Source organism: Anaerovorax sp. IOR16 (assembly GCF_017168145.1).
In the GTDB taxonomy this organism is placed as follows: Bacteria; Bacillota; Clostridia; order Peptostreptococcales; family Anaerovoracaceae; genus IOR16.
Genome location: NZ_JADQTL010000012.1, coordinates 77,989 through 95,374 on the forward strand (window position 1 = coordinate 77,989; position 17,386 = coordinate 95,374).

The following is a 17,386-nucleotide window of genomic DNA, read 5'->3' on the forward strand; positions in this document are numbered from 1 at the left end:
TTATAATTTCTGCAAGGTATTTTCTATTTTTTCTATAAAGCTTTTAAAAAAAGAAAAAATAAAAGGATATCTCTATGCCATTTGATTCCTTCTTTCAGATTTATGAATCCATGTTGCTAGTTTTTTTAGATTCATGGACGCAAAAAGAAGATTCAGTTCCATTTCTATCTTCTGAATCCCTCGATATTGTGTATAACGCATATTATGTTTTTCTTTTGCATCGGCAAAGACTCGCTCAATGGTTTGACTCCGTAGTTTGTAAAGATCTCGATACTTTGGAGTATGACGAATGTCCTCACATTGCTCTATGTAGTTTTCCCATATATGACGTGTGACTACTTTTACATGGTCTTTACTTGCTGTGCATTCTGATAAGGAAGGGCAACTCTTGCAAATTTCTCCTTTACTCTTATATTCCCGATACCCTTCTCTATTTGTTGTAGTATAGTTTAACACTTGGTTTTCTGGGCATACAAAGCAATCATAGTATTCATCATAAGCATATTCGTGTTTTTTAAAATAACCATTTTTTGTCATAGGTCGTTTGTATGGTAGGATAGGAATTCGTTTATCTTTGAGTATTTCTCTAGCAATTGCAGGTGTTTTATATCCGGAATCCATTACAATATTTTTTACACCTTTATATCTTTTTACTTTTTCATAAATCTTTGGGAATGCAACTGAGTCATGTACATTTCCTGGATTTGTATGAAAAGCAAGTATGTAATTGTTTCGATCGCAAGCTACATTTGCAGCATAAGCAAATACTACCTTATGCTTTCCTTTATGAAATACACCGCAATCCGGATCTACGGTACTTTTCTTGATTACTTTTGTCTTTTCTTTGGCTTCCGTTTTTTTTACAAGCTTGTTTTCCTCGTTCAATGCGATCTTCGTTAATTTCTTTCATTAGTTCTTTTTCATAGTATTTAACGGATTCCAAAACGGTTTCTTTTTCACTGTTATGGTTATTTGCACTTGCTTTAATATGTGTACCGTCAATGAAAATGCTTTCTGAATTAATGAATTCATATTCCATGATTTCAGCAATGACTCTTTGAAAGATTTGTTCGAATAAGTCAGTATTTTGAAACCGACGAGAGTAGTTTTTACCAAAGGTAGAAAAGTGAGGAATTTCTTCCTCTAAACTATAACCAAGATACCATCGATAAGCTACATTCGTTTGAATTTCTTTAATGGTCTGTCTCATGGATCGAATACCAAAGGTATATTGAATGAGGGTAATTTTAATTAAGACAACAGGATCGATGCTTTCTTTTCCCACATCAGAATACAAATCTTTTACAAGGTCATAAATGAAAGAGAGATTAATCGCAGTATCTATCTTACGAATAATATGATCTTGTGGAACAAGAGAATTCAAGGTTACCATTTGAAATTGATCACGACCTAATAAATCTTTCTTACCCATCATAAAGCAAATACCTCCATGTATTTATACATATATTTTACCATAAATACAATAAAATGTATTACATTATGTAAAAAAAACTGTAGGCAAAGATAGAGATATCCTTGTCTACAGTCTGAACGCTCTTACAGTAAGAGCGTTATTAAAAATTCAAATAGTATTATATGTCTTATAATTGTCTTCGCATTTTTTCTAAGGCCCCTTTTTCTAATCTTGAAACCTGAGCCTGACTAATGCCGATTTCATCGGCAACCTCCATTTGTGTTTTGCCATCAAAAAACCTCATGGTCAAAATATGGCGCTCTCTAAGCGAGAGCTTTTTCATTGCCTCCGATAAAGAAAGATTTTCCACCCAATGAGCATCTGTATTTTTTGTATCTCGAACCTGATCCATTACATAGATAGCATCCCCATCATCATGGAATACCGGCTCGAATAAAGAGATTGGTTCCTGTATGGAATCAAGGGCTAAAACTACATCCTCTCTAGGTATATCCAGTTCTGTGGCAATTTCCATAATTGTAGGCTCTCTTTGATTCATACGCATCAGGTGTTCTTTTGCCTGTAACGCTTTATATGCTGTATCTCTTAAGGAACGACTCACCCTAATGGCATTGTTGTCTCTTAAATAACGTCGAATTTCTCCAATAATCATTGGCACCGCATACGTTGAAAATTTCACCTCATGTGCCGTATCAAAATTATCCAAGGCTTTAATCAATCCAATGCACCCAACTTGAAACAGGTCATCTGAGTTCTCACCTCGGTTATTAAATCTCTGAATCACACTTAATACCAATCGCAGATTCCCTCTAATAAACTCATCTCTTGTTTGTTTATCCCCCCCTTTAATTTTTTCAATCATCCGCTTCATTTCCGCATCCTTATAGACCGGAAGTTTTGATGTATTCACACCGCAAATTTCTACTTTGCCTGCCATGAAAAAAGGTCCTCCGCATTCTTTTTTTGTCCCCCAAAGCATAATGCATCGTCCTTATTATTTATGTACAATGGCTAGCAATTTTATTCTATCCTAGCTTCTTAATTTCCTTTTGCAGGCGAGAAATTATTTTTTTCTCTAATCTAGAAATATAAGATTGCGAAATACCCATAAAATCTGCAACTTCTTTTTGTGTCATCTCTCTCCCATTAATTAATCCAAACCGCATTTCCATAATCTTTCGTTCTCTGGGAGTGAGCTGTTTCAATGCATAAATTAAAAGATTACGATTGACCTCCTCCTCAATGTGATTATACACAATATCTGTTTCCGTACCTAAAATATCGGATAGCAATAATTCGTTTCCATCCCAATCCACATTAAGGGGTTCATCAAAAGAAACCTCAGTTCGATTTTTGCTGGTTCGCCTTAAATGCATCAAAATTTCATTTTCAATACACCTAGATGCATAAGTTGCCAATTTAATATTTTTATCCCTTTTAAAAGTATTCACTGCCTTAATCAAACCAATGGTTCCGATTGAAATTAAATCTTCAATATTAACACCAGCATTTTCGAATTTCTTTGCAATATAAACAACAAGTCTCAAATTTCGTTCAATTAAAATAGTACGTACCGCTTCGGTATTGGTCTCCATCTGTTCCATCAATTCCAATTCCTCTTCTGCTGATAAAGGCGGTGGCAATACATCCGTTCCCCCTATATAAAATATTTTTCTTGGCTTTCGGTGAAAGAAAAACCATAATATTTGATTTAATGTCCAATTTACAAACCCCATAATTTTACTAAACATGACAAGCAATACCCCTTTCCATTACCATCGGGTGCAGCAGCACCGAATAGCGTTCCTCGCTCCAGCTTCTACCAAAAGAGCCATAATAAATTCCTAAAATCACATCCTCCGATTCTGGATTCATCCCATCTCTACAAATGATAAGTTTATCCGGCTTTACTCCAATAAGAAATCCATTTCCATCACTGACACATTCATAAGGAATCAATCGTAATCTCTGCACAAATCTTTCATTCTTTAACTTACTATAAAGAGCTAAAGAATCTTTTTCTGTACGAAATATATCAGCAATTTCCATTGTAACAAGCGGTAAAAATGCATCTAATTCAATTAAAAATACAGGTTTTCCTGTACATGGATCAGACAAAAAATTACCCGTGTCTACCATACCACGCAAAAGTACTTTTTTCGCATCTAGAGTAATTTCGACTTGTGCAATTACTCCAGACTGGTCTATGCACCTTCCCCTTATGAAATCCGCAAATATATGAATGAGTAAATATGCAATTGCACACCCAAGCAAAATATTTAAATAGCTCATTTGTTCTATGTAAAGGCTACTGTTATTTGTAACACCCGAAATTCCAATAAAATACATCATTCCAATGGTGATTCCGCCCATGGCAAAACTAACCAAATAAAAGACCAAAACCAACTTCCGAAATTGTGCTTTTTCTTTTTTCCCAAATACGATTAACATCAATATAATGGAGAAAATTAATTTTAATGCAATCGAGAAAAGTATGGGCATTCCATCAATAAAAAGAATAAAAGAATAAATACCACAGAGACTGCAGCCGAAGAGCAAACGCCTTTTCAAGGCTTGCAAGCCGCAAATTTTACTAGTCAGCTTTAGAATAAGATATCCAGTAATGAAATTCTCAAGAAAGAGATACTCTCCGTAAATGACCATATAAAAACCCCCCTTCCCGGCTCATCTCTTTTACGATTATAGCTCGTTTCAGGGGGGTGTTTTTGTCAAAAGGTATTGTCGAACCTTTCTTTATTCTTTCTTATTTTATTGCTTTTTTTGCAGTTTCAACTAATTGTGCAAAACCGTTTGGATCATAAATTGCCATTTCAGAAAGCATCTTACGATTGATTTCAAGGCCAGAAACCTTTAATCCGTTCATCAATTTGCTGTAGGAAATGTTGTTCATTCTAGCAGCTGCATTGATTCTAGCGATCCAAAGTCTTCTGTATTCTCTTTTCTTATTTTTTCTTCCCACATACGCAGAACGAAGGGATCTCATAACTGCTGGATTTGCTGCTCTAAAGATCTTGCTCTTTGCGCCATAAAAACCTTTTGCTAATTTTAATATCTTCTTATGTCTCTTTTTGGAATTCATTCCTCTTTTTACTCTTGCCATTATTTCTTACCTCCTAATATTACACGTTCAATACAGACTTAATTCTCTTGTGATCTGCACTTCCAAGTATCGTAGACTTTCTTAAACCTCTTTTTCTTTTCGTGCTTTTCTTTGTAAGAATATGGCTCTTATATGCCTTATGTCTTGCTACTTTACCGGTACCAGTTACCTTGAATCGTTTCATTGCTCCTCTATGGGACTTCATCTTTGCCATTTCAAAATTCCTCCTATTATCTATCGGTTTTCGGTGCTAAAATCATATACAAGCTTCTACCTTCAAATTCCGGCTTCTTTTCCTGCACACTAATCTCAGAAACAATTTCATAAAACTTTTCCATTACGCTCTGTCCAACGTTGGAATAACCCTTTTCTCTTCCCTTAAAACGTAAGCTTACCTTTACCTTATCTCCGTCTTTCAGGAACTTAGCAGCGTTGTTTGCTTTAACTGCCAGATCATGTTCCTCAATAAAAGTACTTAAACGAATCTCCTTCACCTGAATAATTTTCTGTTTCTTCTTTGCTTCTTTTTCTTTCTTTTGAAGTTCGTATCTGTACTTTCCATAATCTAATATTTTACAAACCGGCGGTTTTGCATTAGGAGCAATGTTAACTAAGTCCAACTTAGCTTCATTGGCCTTATCCATAGCCTCTTGTATACTTACAACTCCCAATTGGGTTCCATCCGTATCGATTAGTCTTACTTCCTTTTCACGAATTTCTTCGTTAATCTGATTTTCCTTGCTAATTGCCTCGCACCTCCTACTTAAATCAAAAAGCGGATAACTAAGTACCCGCTAAAACATACAAATCACCTATAAAACAAAAATGATTTTGTGATATTAACCTTAACAGCATATACCGTAAGGTGAGAAGCGGAATACTTCTTCTTTATTACCTGCATCAATAACAATATCATTTATACTCTTTAGTGTCAATCATTTTATAGATAAATATATTAAATTATTTTTGTTTTTTTCTCTTTATTATAAAAACTAGTTTTTTTTATAATAGCAATTGTACCAATAATACAATAAAAATTAATGCTGTAGGATATGTACTGGCATAGCTTGCAACTACCATGTCTGTTTTACAAGTTGTAATTAAACTACCTAATGCCGGCGTGCTTGTCATTCCCCCACATATGCTCCCTAGTGAGATTAAAATATTCAACTTAAAAATCTTATATGCAAGTAAAAATCCTATCAACATAGGGATTAGAGTAATCAGTGCACCCGCCAAAAACAGTGACACTCCATACTCCATTACCACCTGAAGAAATCCCGCTCCTGCTTGAGTGCCTGCACCTGCTAAAAAAAGAACCAATCCAAATTCTCTCATAACATCAAGCGTTGCCTTTGGTACTTCTATTGATTTATTTGCTATTTGTCTTATATTTCCTATGATAATTCCTAAAAAAAGAGGTCCACCCGACATTCCTAGGCTAATTGAGGTTTCTCCAATTAGAGGAATTTCTAAATTGCCAAATAGCGTACCCAAAAATACCGTGCATATAAAAATTAAAATACCTGTGGGCTCTAATGGTTCTAAAGATTGCCTTAATGCTTTTTCGGTATGATGATTCTTGCTATCCATATCTGCGATGAATTGAACCAACTCTTCTGACTCTTTTTCTACTGAAACATGCATAAAACGCGGTAAAAGTTGAACAAATAAAACAACTTCTAAAACACCAAACGGATATGCAATCCCATATCCTACAGAAATCATAGGATTATCCAAACAATTTAAAGCTGCTGCCAAACCCGGTGTGCTGGTTAATGCACCGGTTAACAATCCTACCATAAGGTTGCGAGGTATGTTAAAGAAAACCGATATGCACAAAGTTATTATACCACCTGTTGCTATGATAATAACTCCTATTAAAAAATAAGCATATGCTTTTTGGCGAATGGTTTTAAAGAACAATGGTCCTGCAGTCAATCCAACGGAAGCTACAAAAAATACTAAACCAAAATTTCGAATTAAAGTCGGAACCGCAAATCCAAAATGCCCAAAAAACAAAGCAACCAAAAGTACTGCTGAATTTCCCAATTTTATGCCTTTAAATTTAATTTCACCAGCAAAATAACCTAAAGCTATAATTAAAAATACAATTTCCACATTTCTCCTCCAAAACCATTATTATTTTGATGTCTTCTTTAAATATTTACCGGTTTTATAGGATATAATTTCTCCATTTTTCACTGCCAGATTTCCGTTTACAATTACATGCTGTATACCAACGGGGGCTTTCTGTGGATGTTCAAAAGTAGCTTGATCCAGTATCGTATCTTTATTAAAAATAACAATATCTGCATCAAATCCTTCTGCTATCTGCCCTTTAGAATGGATTCCAATTCGTTGTGCTGGCATCAGAGTCATTTTATTGATTGCATCAAAGAAATTTAATTTTTTATCCTCACGAGTATACTTGCCTAAAATCCGCGGAAAGGTCCCTGCGCCACGTGGATGACCCCTGTGATTTCGATATAATCCATCGCTTCCAACCATTATTAAAGGATGTTGCAATGCCATTACAATTTCGTCTTCATTCATAACCATAGCTACGGCTATCATCTTTGGATATTCTTTTCTCGCTTTATAAAACAAATCCCTTGAACAGAGCATACCCTTATACGGTTCTTCTGTAAGCAGTATGGAATCATAACTCTTTCCCCAAGCTTCAAAACAGCCTTCATCAAAAACTGCAGATCCAATTGCAGAACTAAAAGCGGCATAAGGATAGGCATCTGCCATAACGTCCAATCCTTCTTCTCTAAATTCACTTAACATATTCAAAATCTTTTGCATATTCCCATATGCTGAAAGACTTGATATATGTGCAATCTGAAGAGGAATATCAACATTTCTAGAGATATCTACCATTTCCATTAATGATTCGGGAGCATTCATAGCATCTTTCCTGTAATGAAATGTCAAAAATAAATTATCTCTTCCTTGAATTTCTTTACATATTTCAATCGCCTCATTGGTATCTGTCCCCGGACAGTATTCCAATCCAAAACTTACACCAACCGCACCCTCTTCAACTGCTTCATAAAGTTGAATTCTCATCTGTTCAATTTGTTTCTTCGTAGATTTTGCATAAGGGTCTATATTACCCACTTGCTTTCTAAGGAAATTATTTCCTATGCAGCTCATATAATTGATTGGAGAGCCTACATGGTTCACAAATTTTTCGAGTTCCCGCGGATGCTGTCGATTATTTCCGCAATTTCCTGCAACCGCTGTAGTAACACCCATAAGTGCCATTCTCTCTGAAATATCATACGTTCTTCCATGTGTTAATTCAAAATCCTCTTCATGCATATGGATATCAATAAATCCCGGAGAAACGCACATACCCTGTGCGTTAATCTCCGTTTTAGCTAAAGTGCAAATCGTTCCTACTGATTGTATGATACCATCCTTGATCCCTACATCACCTTGTATAAACTTTTTATTTTTTACATCTACAATAAAACCATTTCGAATGGCTAAATCTAACATACTTCCACCCCGCAAAATTCAATGGCAATCTGCGCATATAGGTTAACAAAGTCAACTAGGTCTCTTAAAGGAATCCTTTCATCTTTCGTATGTGAATATTTTAAATCCCCAGGCCCTAAAACTAATGTAGGTATTCTTCCATATGTTGAAATAACTCCTGCATCGGTCCAGCCTCTTCTTCGTGCAATCTCTGGCTCTCTTTTCAAAAAATCTTGTAAAATTTTATAAGTACATTTTACAATTTCAGCATCCGGTTCTGCAATAAGCGGAGCATGATCAAAATAATTCATCCTGTTTTCATCCATACATATTAGTTCAGCCTTAAATTTTGGATCATCTGCAGCTATTTCATCCAAAATATCTTGATATTCTTTTAATACAGACTCCACCGTTTCACCCGGTATGTATCGTCGATCAATTTTAATACTGCAATTATCAGCCACCGTACTTGGTTGGCTACCTCCAACAATTGTGCCAAAATTCATAACGGAAGGTCCCATATATTCATTTTTTCTTGTTTCGAGAAGTGGCATTAATTTTTCTTCTATCCTCTTTATCACAGTAGCTGCCTTGGAAATTGCATTTACTCCATTTTCAGGTATTCCTCCATGTGCTGCAACACCGTATATTTTTATTTCAATCCACTCTAATCCTCTATGCCCTAAAGCATAACCATAATTGGATGGTTCACCTACGATAGCACCATCAACTTTTATATCAGTTTCTAATAAATGTTTTATATAGTGCTCCGTACCGTCACTCTTTTCCTCTTCTCCAACAGCTGCAACAAAAACGATATCACCTTTTAATTTGATGCCGGATCTTTTAATTGCAAGCATCGCCGTTATCATACATGATAACGCACCCTTCATATCGTTTCCGCCTCTGCCCCATAAAAATCCATCTTTTATATATGCTTCAAAAGGTGAAATACTCATATCATAAGGAGGAACTGTATCCGTATGACCATTTAATAGAAGCGTTCTGCCCCCACCATTCCCCTTTAATTTTACGATTACATTTCTTCTTTTTCCTTCTACTGTTTCCATCGTTGCATCCAGATCATTTTCTATGCAATAACGATAAATAAATTCAGCCACTTTGCTTTCTCTGTTTTCTACAAGACGATGACTTGGAATTCGAATCAATTCCTGTGTTAAAGAGATTACTTCATCATTTGTATAATAATCTTTAAAGTACATTTTCCATTTCCTCCTTAAAACGGACCATAATTCATTATTGTAGCAATTATCATAAAGGTAGCGCCAATAAAAAGCCAGATTCCAATAATTGGGGCTACATATTTCACCCATTTTTCATAAGGAATCTTTGCCATAGATAGATTACCCATCAATGCAGCAGAAGTCGGAATGATAGAGTTGGTAAATCCGTCACCAAACTGGTAGCCAAGTACAGCAGTCTGACGTGTTAATCCTATAAAATCTGCAAGTGGTGCCATGATTGGCATTGTTGCAGCTGCCTGCCCTGAACCTGAAGGAATAAAGAAATTAATGATAACCTGAACCAGCATCATTGCCACAGCCGCGACTGTCTTAGGCAATCCTAAAATAATGTTTCCTAAAGCACTTACAATACTATCTATAATCATGCCATCCTGCATTACGATTAAGATACCTCTGGCAACACCCACTACTAACGCTCCGAAAACAATTTCTTTTGCACCGATTACAAACTGCTTTGCCATTTCACTTGGATCTAATTTTCCTATAAGGCCCCCAAAGATACCGATCATAAGGAAGATTGTACTTATCTCCATTAGATACCATCCTAGCTTGAAGATTCCATAAATCATTGCGCCAAGCCCAATAACAAAGGTTAACATTACTAAAACATGATTTATCGTCATTGGTTTTATATTACTTAAATCAATGTTGCTGTCTTCTTCATCGATTTCCAATTGACGTACAATACTTATAGATGGATCTTCTTTTACCTTTTTGGCATATCGAAGAATGTATATAGATGTTACTGTAATCATTACAGCCCATACTATCAACCGCAGTCCAATTCCAGAAAACAAAGGAAGTTCTGCAATTCCTTGTGCAACTCCTACAGTAAAAGGGTTTAAGAAGCCAGAACTAAATCCACAGCATGCACCTAAGATAATCATTGATGATCCTACTAAGGCATCATAGCCCAGTGCTCTGGCTAATGCAATCCCAATTGGTATAAATACAATTGTTTCCTCCGCCATCCCAATGCTTCCCCCAAGTATGGAAAAGATCAGCACAAACATTGGAATAATTATTTTTTCTTTTCCCCGTAATGAAAGTGCAGCTTTACAAACACCTGCTTCTACCGCACCAGTTGCTGCGATTATTTGAAAAGAACCCCCTACAATAAATATAAGGAATATAATCTCTGCGGCTGCCTTCATACCGCTAGGTACGGAATAAAACACATCAAAAAAATTAACCGGGCTTTGTTCTACATAATGAAAACTAGCAGGATCTACTACACTTCTTCCTGTATTAATCTCTTCGACTCGTTCAAACTGACCAGCTGGAATAATATAAGTACATATTGCCATAATTACAATCATTAAAAATAAAATAACATATGTATGTGGGATTTTAAATTTTTTCTTCTTACTTAAATTCTGATTTGTCATTTTTCCCCTCCATCATTGTAATTAACACGAAATGACTTTCCTTGTTTCCCTTTCTTTTTATTCTTCACCTCCTTAGTAAAAAAAAAGAAATATTAAATAGTTCTAAATATAAAAAAACCTTTTACGGCAATAAAAATCAAGCGATTGGATACCCCTGCTTGATTTCTATAGTCTTCGTAAAAGGTAGTTTTACAATTATAGAAATTAGGTCATTTTATTATTTTATCTTTACTCATTTTTTTCCATAATATCTAGAAACTTTTCTTTGCAATTTCTTAACGCATATGTCACTGGCTTTCTGGCAACTCCAAAATAATTTTGCTTTAAAACCTTCTCAATTGATACAAAATCTAATAGATTCTTACCAATTAAGAGCCTTTTAATGTAATCTCGAGCCAGCTCAGTTGTTAGAGAACAATCCACATTAATGATAACTCCACTATTACGTTCCACCTCTAAGCTAACTACGATATAACCGCCATATTGTTCAGCAGAGGTTGTTCCCGATTGAATATGTGAATATCCTGTTATTAGTATATATTCTTTAAACATAATAAATATCCCATTCAGAATTATCTTAATATTTAGATTTTACCATTTCTGATGATATTTGCAAGTATATTTTGTTATATTAATTTATTTTTTTATACATTTACTTACTTTACTATTTACTAAAATTCGAACGCATGTTTACTTTTTGCTTGTATTATGCTATTCTATTTCTATAAATTTCTTAAAAACAATCAAAGGAGGCTAAAATGGAACAACTAAAAGAACGTGAAAAGCAGATTCTATCCTATATGCAAAATGAAATTAAAACAAAGGGATATCCGCCTACAGTTCGTGAAATGTGCCAGTTCTTAGGAATTAAATCCACCTCCACTGCACATAAAGATCTTGCTAATTTAGAAAAAAAAGGATATATCCGTAAAGATCCTTCAAAACCAAGAGCAATTGAAATACTTTATCAAAATGAAAAGGAAGATCAAATTTCTACCGATTCCCAGATACTAAATAACGATATAGCTTCTACATTAAAACAACCTTCCGAACACTTAGATGTGTCAGAGATTCCAGTAATTGGCCGCATTGCTGCTGGTACTCCAATTTTAGCCGAAGAAAACATCGAAGATACGTTCCCCCTTCCTAATCGATATTTATCCAAAGGGAATAATTTCATGCTTACCGTTCATGGAGAAAGTATGATTGAAGCCGGTATTTTTGATGGGGACTATATTCTTGTAAAACAGCAAAATGTAGCAAACAATGGGGATATTGTCGTTGCAATGGTTGATGGATTTGAAAGTGAAGCAACTGTAAAAACCTTTTATCGTGAAAAAGATCATATTCGATTGCAGCCGGAAAATCATACAATGAGTCCAATTTTAGTTAAGGATGTAAAAATACTTGGTTTGGTCAAAGGCGTATTTCGTTATTTATAATTTTTATTTATAATACAAAAGGAAGCTATCAAAGATGGCTTCCTTTTTACATTCACAGTATTAACATTTATATTGAAACCATTTTAAAATCCCATTACTATCTGAATCAAAAATGGTATGAAAATCGTTACAATAACACCACTTACAATTGCATAAATTGCAATGCGGTCATTCGTTGCACTAACAATTGCGGGTAAACATGTATCCATAGCAGAAGATCCTGATAATGCGATGCATTCGATAAATCCGACTTTATCTGCAACCAAAGCCACTAAAACGATTCCTCCTATTTCACGAAATACATTCGCCAAAAATGCTGTCGCACTTAAAGTTGCAGAGTATTCTGCAAGCATCATAGGGGCAAGTGAATACCAGCCTAATCCTGCTGCAACACCAACGGTTTCCTGAATTGTCATAGGCAATAGCAAGCCAGATAATGCACCAAAAGTTAAAGTTCCTACTATAATAGCCAAAGGGAAGAGGAAGACCCGAAATCCTACTTTTCTAATTTCTTTCCAAATACTTTCTTGTCGACCGATATCCAATCCAACCAAAAACAAAATAACGCAAAGTCCACCCTTAATAAGATACTCACAAAAGAAAACCCAAGAATCAGGGACAAAAAAATACCCTGCCAAGATTCCTACACTTACCGACAGTATGATTGTTTTACTCATCCTCTCGCACCCCTTCCTTATTTAATCCAATCCATTTTCGCACTAGATGTACACATATTACAGAACCAGCCATGGAAAAAATAGAAATTACAAATGCAGAGACCCCAATTTCTTTTAAAGAAGATACCACTTTATCATCCGATCCGATTTGAATGCCTAAAGCTGTAATCAAAACAACTACAGCAATATACTGAATTTTAGGAATCCAAGTATACTCTTTTTGATCTGACATTTTTTTTGAACCAACAAAAATACCCAGTCCCATAAGGGCTAGGTATAGTAACAATGTGTAAGGCATATTATTAACTCACTTTCATTTTTTATAATTTAATTAAAAAAATTTCTTCATCTGCTACAATTACCTATTACTATTTTATACGAAAGATAAAAATAAGCAAGATAATTGCAAATTTTTATCTTTTTTTATATAATAACGATATTTTTGAAATACTAAAATAAATTGTTGGCTAATGAATAGCCAACAATTTACTCTGTTTTATATTTGATTTAAAACTTTTTCTGATAACTTTTGCACTTTACAAATAACACTCTTTTCCGAAATTGTTAATAACTTTCGATTCTCCATAAGCAGTCTTCCATTACAAATAACATCTCTTACATCACTTCCTTGCATAGAATAGGCAACAGCCGCAATCAAATCAGTTTGCGGATACCAATGTGCTCCACTCATATCAATAATAGCAAGATCTGCCTTTTTTCCTACTTCAATGGTTCCTACTTGATCATCAATGCCTAAAGCTTTCGCACCATTTATCGTAGCCATCTTTATAATCTCGTATGCAGGGAGTGCTTTTGCATCCTTTGCCACTGCTTTCGCTAAGATTCCAGCTATATGAAGCTCCTCTACCATATTAACGTTGTTATTAGAGGAAGAACCATCTGTACCAAGTGCAACATTTACACCCTCATTCATAATTTTTGCAACCGGAGCAAATCCACTTGCAAGTTTTAAATTACTGCTTGGGTTATGTACAATGTGCACATTATATTTCTTTAATATTGCAATATCATTTTCAGTCAGATACACTCCATGTGCAGCAACCACACGATGTTGTCCAAATAACCCTAATCGTTCCATTCGTTCAATCGGTGTCATTCCATATTGCTCAATGGAACCCTGTACCTCTGTTTGTGTTTCACAAAGATGAATGTGTATTCCCGAATCTGGTAACGCATCCACTGCATCAATTACCTTTTTTAATATACCATCCTGACAAGTATATGGTGCATGTGGTCCGAAGTCTACACGGATACGTCCACTTCCCTTTCCATGCCATTCATGATAAAAATCTATATTTTCTTGAAGACGCCGCAAGCTGCCTTCCTCTTTTCCATCTCCCACAAGACCTCTTGCAATATTCGCTCGCATCCCACTTTCTAACGCAGCCTTTGCAATACTATCAACAAACATGTACTGCTCTTCAAATGCAGTACAACCACTTTGAATCAATTCTATCATGCTTAAAAGTGCACCATAATACCCGCACTCTTCATCCATACGATCCTCTGCCGGAAAAATAGCAGTATTTAACCAATCCATTAATTCCAAATCATTTGCATAATTACGAAATATAGACATTGGAGTGTGTGTATGTGCATTAATTAATCCAGGAATCACTAAGGTATTAGATCCATCGATTGTTTTATCCGCAACAAAAGAGTTCGGAACTTCCCCAATGAATGCTATATCTTCCCCATCAATGGCAAGATCACCTGTTATAACCCCTTCCTTTTCTTGTACCATTCTTAAAATATTCGCATGCTCAATTTTAATTTTCATCTTTTTCTTCCTTTCAATCGGCCTACTACCAAATTCAAATCAATGGTAATCTCTTTCTCAGGAAAATCAATTTGACGGATACGTTCCTCTTGTTTATGTGCAGTCAACGGTGTCATATATAAGAAGTCTTTCCAATCTTCTTTTGTCAAAGGTTTCTTATAATAAACTCTGCGCTCTTCCAAAATTTCCATATTCCCTTTTGAGTATTCCACTACTCGTTCCTCGTTATAATCTTTATAACAAAAACGTTCTCGGATTTCTTTCAAATACTGCTTCCCAGGTGATACTTTAATAAAAATTCCTTGCTTTTTCTGAATTCTGCTAAACTCTTCGTAATTTGCCGGTGTAAGTATGTTAAGTAAAATATGAAAAGTCCTGTTGCGAAACGGTAATTTTGTTAAATCTGCTATCGCTAAAATTTTTTCTTTTTCATGCAAAGTTGCAGCCTTAATTGCTTCCTTTGATAAATCAATTCCAAAACAACGTGCGGATGAAAAATCCTTTCCTATCCAATCAAGGTAATATCCTTCTCCGCACCCAATATCCAAAATATTAAAGGATTCTTTATTCCATAATTCCTCATAAGATTTAATGGTTTTCACGAGTTCTTCTGCTACTGGTTGATAAAATCCATTTTTAAAGACTCGTCCACGAGAAGCAAAAAGCTCCTTATCATAAAAACTTTCATGAGTTGCATTCATAAAATTAATATAGCCTTTTCGTGCTATGTTAAAACAATGGTTATTTTCACAAAGCAAATCCCCTTGTTGTGTGATTTGAATGCTTCCCCTGCAAATTGGGCAGGAAAAAATGGATGCATTATCACTGCACAATTTTCTCATTCGTTCCATCTTAGTCAACTTTAATGGCTGATACTGTATTTTTTTTGTTATTCTCTTTTTTTCCATTTTTAACTCATTCATCATCAGCCTGATAAGCAGATGGGCAAGATTCTCTTAAATCGCAATAATCACAAGGAATAATTTTTCGTTCATCTTTTTCTCTGCCAATTCCAAAAACACCGGAAACTGATTTGTGTGGATGCATCATTAACGTGTCACTCAATGTTAATCCAATTTCTTCCGGTTTTAATACTTGAAATAGAGATTTCTGATTTTCTAAAGAAAAACCATGCTGCCCAGGACTCCAAGCGGAAGTGGAATACCAACCATCTTCGGCAACCATATCGGAAATATGTTTCCTTAACCAAGAAGATGCCGTTTCTGCAAAGGATGTTGCCCATGCATCCAAGAAAAATTGCTCCATAAAGTTTTTTTCTTTTTTCTCTTCTTCTAAATATCCTAAAACAGTAATTGCATAAAATACTACTTCTGTTGATTTTTCAAACAAAATAGGCATCATCTTGCTATAAATTTTAATCTCATTCTCCAGCAAAACTTCATTTTCATTTTGCCTGCATTCCACTAACATGTTCGATGCAAAAACTCCTTTAATTCTAAAATTAGAAAAAGCAATTTCACGTGTTTTCTGAACTAAGCTAGCATATTTCTTCGGCATATTCTCTAAATCAACTTCTGCCTGCCTCTCAAACATACGATCAATCCCTTTAATCTCGTTAATAGGAATTTCAATCATTTTCCGTGTTAGTGTACTCATAGCTATTTACCTTCCTTTAAGAATTTATCCAAAATCTTTTTCATGCAATTTCGTTTTTCATCTAGTTCTTGCTGTGTTTTAGCAGAGTTAATAAAAGTTCCGACCAATAAATTATCACCTTTTCTGTAATCAGTGATCACCTCATCGGCACCCATATGATTTTTATAACAATGCAATGGTCCACGATTGCTCATTACGTGTTCACCAAGACCTTCTATTTTATCCTTCTTTACTACATAATGTTCAAAAGAAGTATAATACTCTTCCTTCCAATTTCTAGGAGATATCTCTTCATTGCAAAACAGCTGAGCAATTTCTTCCATAAAATTAACACCAGTGGAATGATAGACAACTGTAGGTGTCTGACTTGGAATACGGGCGTCTATTTCAAGTACTTTAAGCTGCCCCTTATCCAAAATGACCTCAACATCCATAATTCCATTTAACTGTACTAATTCTGCAAGTTTAATCCCAATATTAGAAAATTCATCTTTTAAAGCATTTGAAATCGGACATGGTGCCGTTACCATTTTGCAATCATATGCATCATCCATATGAATCTCTGTCACTTCAAAAGTACGATAATTACCAGGTTTTCCAATCACCTCAATGGAATAGGATTTGCCATTCAAATATTCCTGTGCAACCCAAGACTCTCCCTTTGGAACACTTGCTAAAAATGACTCTACTTCCTCTGCCGTCTCTATGTATCGAACCCCATCGCTACCGCTCATCGAGTTTGGTTTTACAATATAAGGTGGTAAACAATCCGGATAATAGATAGGTGCCGGTATCTGATTCTCTCGTATGAGTTGATCGGAACGCACTTTTGAGGAAGAAATCTCATAAGCATGAAAATCAAAAGCAATATTCAAAGATTCTACTTCTTTCAATTCACGCAGTGCATGAAGTACCTCATCGTTTTCCATTGCAGGCAAAATAAAATCAGCCTTTTTAAATAGTGCTATGAGTTCCTTGGACTTCTCACACACATTCAAGCAATAAAATTCATCTGCAATTCCACTTGCTGGCACACTCGGATTTAAATCAATTAAAATAGTCTTAATGTTTGCCTTTTTTGCTAGATAGCAAGCCTCAACTCCTTGCAGCTTGCCTCCAATAATTACTGCTGTTTTCATATTGGAATCCTC

The 17,386-nt window shown here is 35.1% G+C and carries 18 protein-coding genes and 1 pseudogene; 1 reads left to right on the forward strand and 18 read right to left on the reverse strand.

Annotated elements, in window-relative coordinates:
- Nucleotides 1-72: 72 nt before the first annotated feature.
- From I2490_RS15810 to I2490_RS15865, 12 genes and pseudogenes are all read right to left on the reverse strand, one after another.
- Nucleotides 73-1,435 (reverse strand): annotated as a pseudogene (locus I2490_RS15810) (IS1182 family transposase).
- 166 nt (nt 1,436-1,601) lie between these two features.
- Entirely contained in the window at nt 1,602-2,372 is a 771-nt protein-coding gene (gene sigG, locus I2490_RS15815) for an RNA polymerase sporulation sigma factor SigG (RefSeq protein WP_206460720.1), read from the reverse strand.
- 88 nt (nt 2,373-2,460) lie between these two features.
- On the reverse strand, nt 2,461-3,171 hold the full coding sequence (gene sigE, locus I2490_RS15820; RefSeq protein WP_245157241.1) for an RNA polymerase sporulation sigma factor SigE: 711 nt from the start codon (nt 3,169-3,171) through the stop codon (nt 2,461-2,463).
- Between the two features lie 7 nt (nt 3,172-3,178).
- A complete protein-coding gene (locus tag I2490_RS15825; protein ID WP_206460722.1) occupies nt 3,179-4,099 on the reverse strand; it encodes a sigma-E processing peptidase SpoIIGA in 921 nt (306 codons plus the stop codon).
- A gap of 100 nt (nt 4,100-4,199) precedes the next feature.
- Nucleotides 4,200-4,556, reverse strand: a complete 357-nt coding sequence (gene rplT / locus I2490_RS15830; RefSeq protein WP_206460723.1) for a 50S ribosomal protein L20 — start codon at nt 4,554-4,556, stop codon at nt 4,200-4,202.
- 19 nt (nt 4,557-4,575) lie between these two features.
- Nucleotides 4,576-4,770, reverse strand: a complete 195-nt coding sequence (gene rpmI / locus I2490_RS15835; protein ID WP_206460724.1) for a 50S ribosomal protein L35 — start codon at nt 4,768-4,770, stop codon at nt 4,576-4,578.
- 16 nt (nt 4,771-4,786) lie between these two features.
- A complete protein-coding gene (infC, locus tag I2490_RS15840) occupies nt 4,787-5,302 on the reverse strand; it encodes a translation initiation factor IF-3 (protein ID WP_206460845.1) in 516 nt (171 codons plus the stop codon).
- Nucleotides 5,303-5,558: 256 nt separating this feature from the next.
- Nucleotides 5,559-6,677 (reverse strand): permease, encoded by a 1,119-nt coding sequence (locus tag I2490_RS17060; RefSeq protein WP_206460725.1) that lies wholly within the window; start codon nt 6,675-6,677, stop codon nt 5,559-5,561.
- Nucleotides 6,678-6,698: 21 nt separating this feature from the next.
- Complete coding sequence (locus I2490_RS15850; RefSeq protein ID WP_206460726.1) at nt 6,699-8,066, reverse strand: N-acyl-D-amino-acid deacylase family protein; 1,368 nt, start codon at nt 8,064-8,066, stop codon at nt 6,699-6,701.
- Nucleotides 8,060-9,268, reverse strand: a complete 1,209-nt coding sequence (locus tag I2490_RS15855) for a M20 family metallopeptidase (protein WP_206460727.1) — start codon at nt 9,266-9,268, stop codon at nt 8,060-8,062. The genes I2490_RS15850 and I2490_RS15855 overlap by 7 nt, the downstream gene beginning before the upstream one ends.
- A 14-nt stretch (nt 9,269-9,282) precedes the next feature.
- A complete protein-coding gene (locus tag I2490_RS15860) occupies nt 9,283-10,698 on the reverse strand; it encodes a YfcC family protein (protein WP_206460728.1) in 1,416 nt (471 codons plus the stop codon).
- A 228-nt stretch (nt 10,699-10,926) separates the two neighbouring features.
- Complete coding sequence (locus I2490_RS15865) at nt 10,927-11,250, reverse strand: DUF3870 domain-containing protein (protein WP_206460729.1); 324 nt, start codon at nt 11,248-11,250, stop codon at nt 10,927-10,929.
- 206 nt (nt 11,251-11,456) lie between these two features.
- On the opposite strand from I2490_RS15865, the gene lexA reads away from it, so the two are divergent.
- Nucleotides 11,457-12,140 (forward strand): transcriptional repressor LexA, encoded by a 684-nt coding sequence (gene lexA / locus I2490_RS15870; RefSeq protein WP_206460730.1) that lies wholly within the window; start codon nt 11,457-11,459, stop codon nt 12,138-12,140.
- A gap of 83 nt (nt 12,141-12,223) precedes the next feature.
- Here lexA and I2490_RS15875 read toward each other — a convergent pair whose 3' ends face one another.
- From I2490_RS15875 to pylC, 6 genes are all read right to left on the reverse strand, one after another.
- Nucleotides 12,224-12,817 carry a lysine exporter LysO family protein gene (locus tag I2490_RS15875; protein WP_206460731.1) on the reverse strand — a complete coding sequence of 198 codons (594 nt, stop codon included), beginning with the start codon at nt 12,815-12,817 and terminating at the stop codon, nt 12,224-12,226.
- On the reverse strand, nt 12,810-13,115 hold the full coding sequence (locus tag I2490_RS15880; protein WP_206460732.1) for a LysO family transporter: 306 nt from the start codon (nt 13,113-13,115) through the stop codon (nt 12,810-12,812). Before I2490_RS15880 ends, I2490_RS15875 begins: the two co-directional genes overlap by 8 nt.
- A 198-nt stretch (nt 13,116-13,313) precedes the next feature.
- Complete coding sequence (locus I2490_RS15885; RefSeq protein ID WP_206460733.1) at nt 13,314-14,618, reverse strand: amidohydrolase; 1,305 nt, start codon at nt 14,616-14,618, stop codon at nt 13,314-13,316.
- A complete protein-coding gene (locus tag I2490_RS15890; protein ID WP_206460734.1) occupies nt 14,615-15,526 on the reverse strand; it encodes a putative RNA methyltransferase in 912 nt (303 codons plus the stop codon). Before I2490_RS15890 ends, I2490_RS15885 begins: the two co-directional genes overlap by 4 nt.
- Nucleotides 15,527-15,533: 7 nt before the next feature.
- Complete coding sequence (locus I2490_RS15895; protein ID WP_206460735.1) at nt 15,534-16,235, reverse strand: vitamin B12 dependent-methionine synthase activation domain-containing protein; 702 nt, start codon at nt 16,233-16,235, stop codon at nt 15,534-15,536.
- A 2-nt stretch (nt 16,236-16,237) separates the two neighbouring features.
- Nucleotides 16,238-17,374 (reverse strand): 3-methylornithine--L-lysine ligase PylC, encoded by a 1,137-nt coding sequence (pylC, locus tag I2490_RS15900; protein WP_206460736.1) that lies wholly within the window; start codon nt 17,372-17,374, stop codon nt 16,238-16,240.
- Between the last annotated feature and the right edge of the window lie 12 nt (nt 17,375-17,386).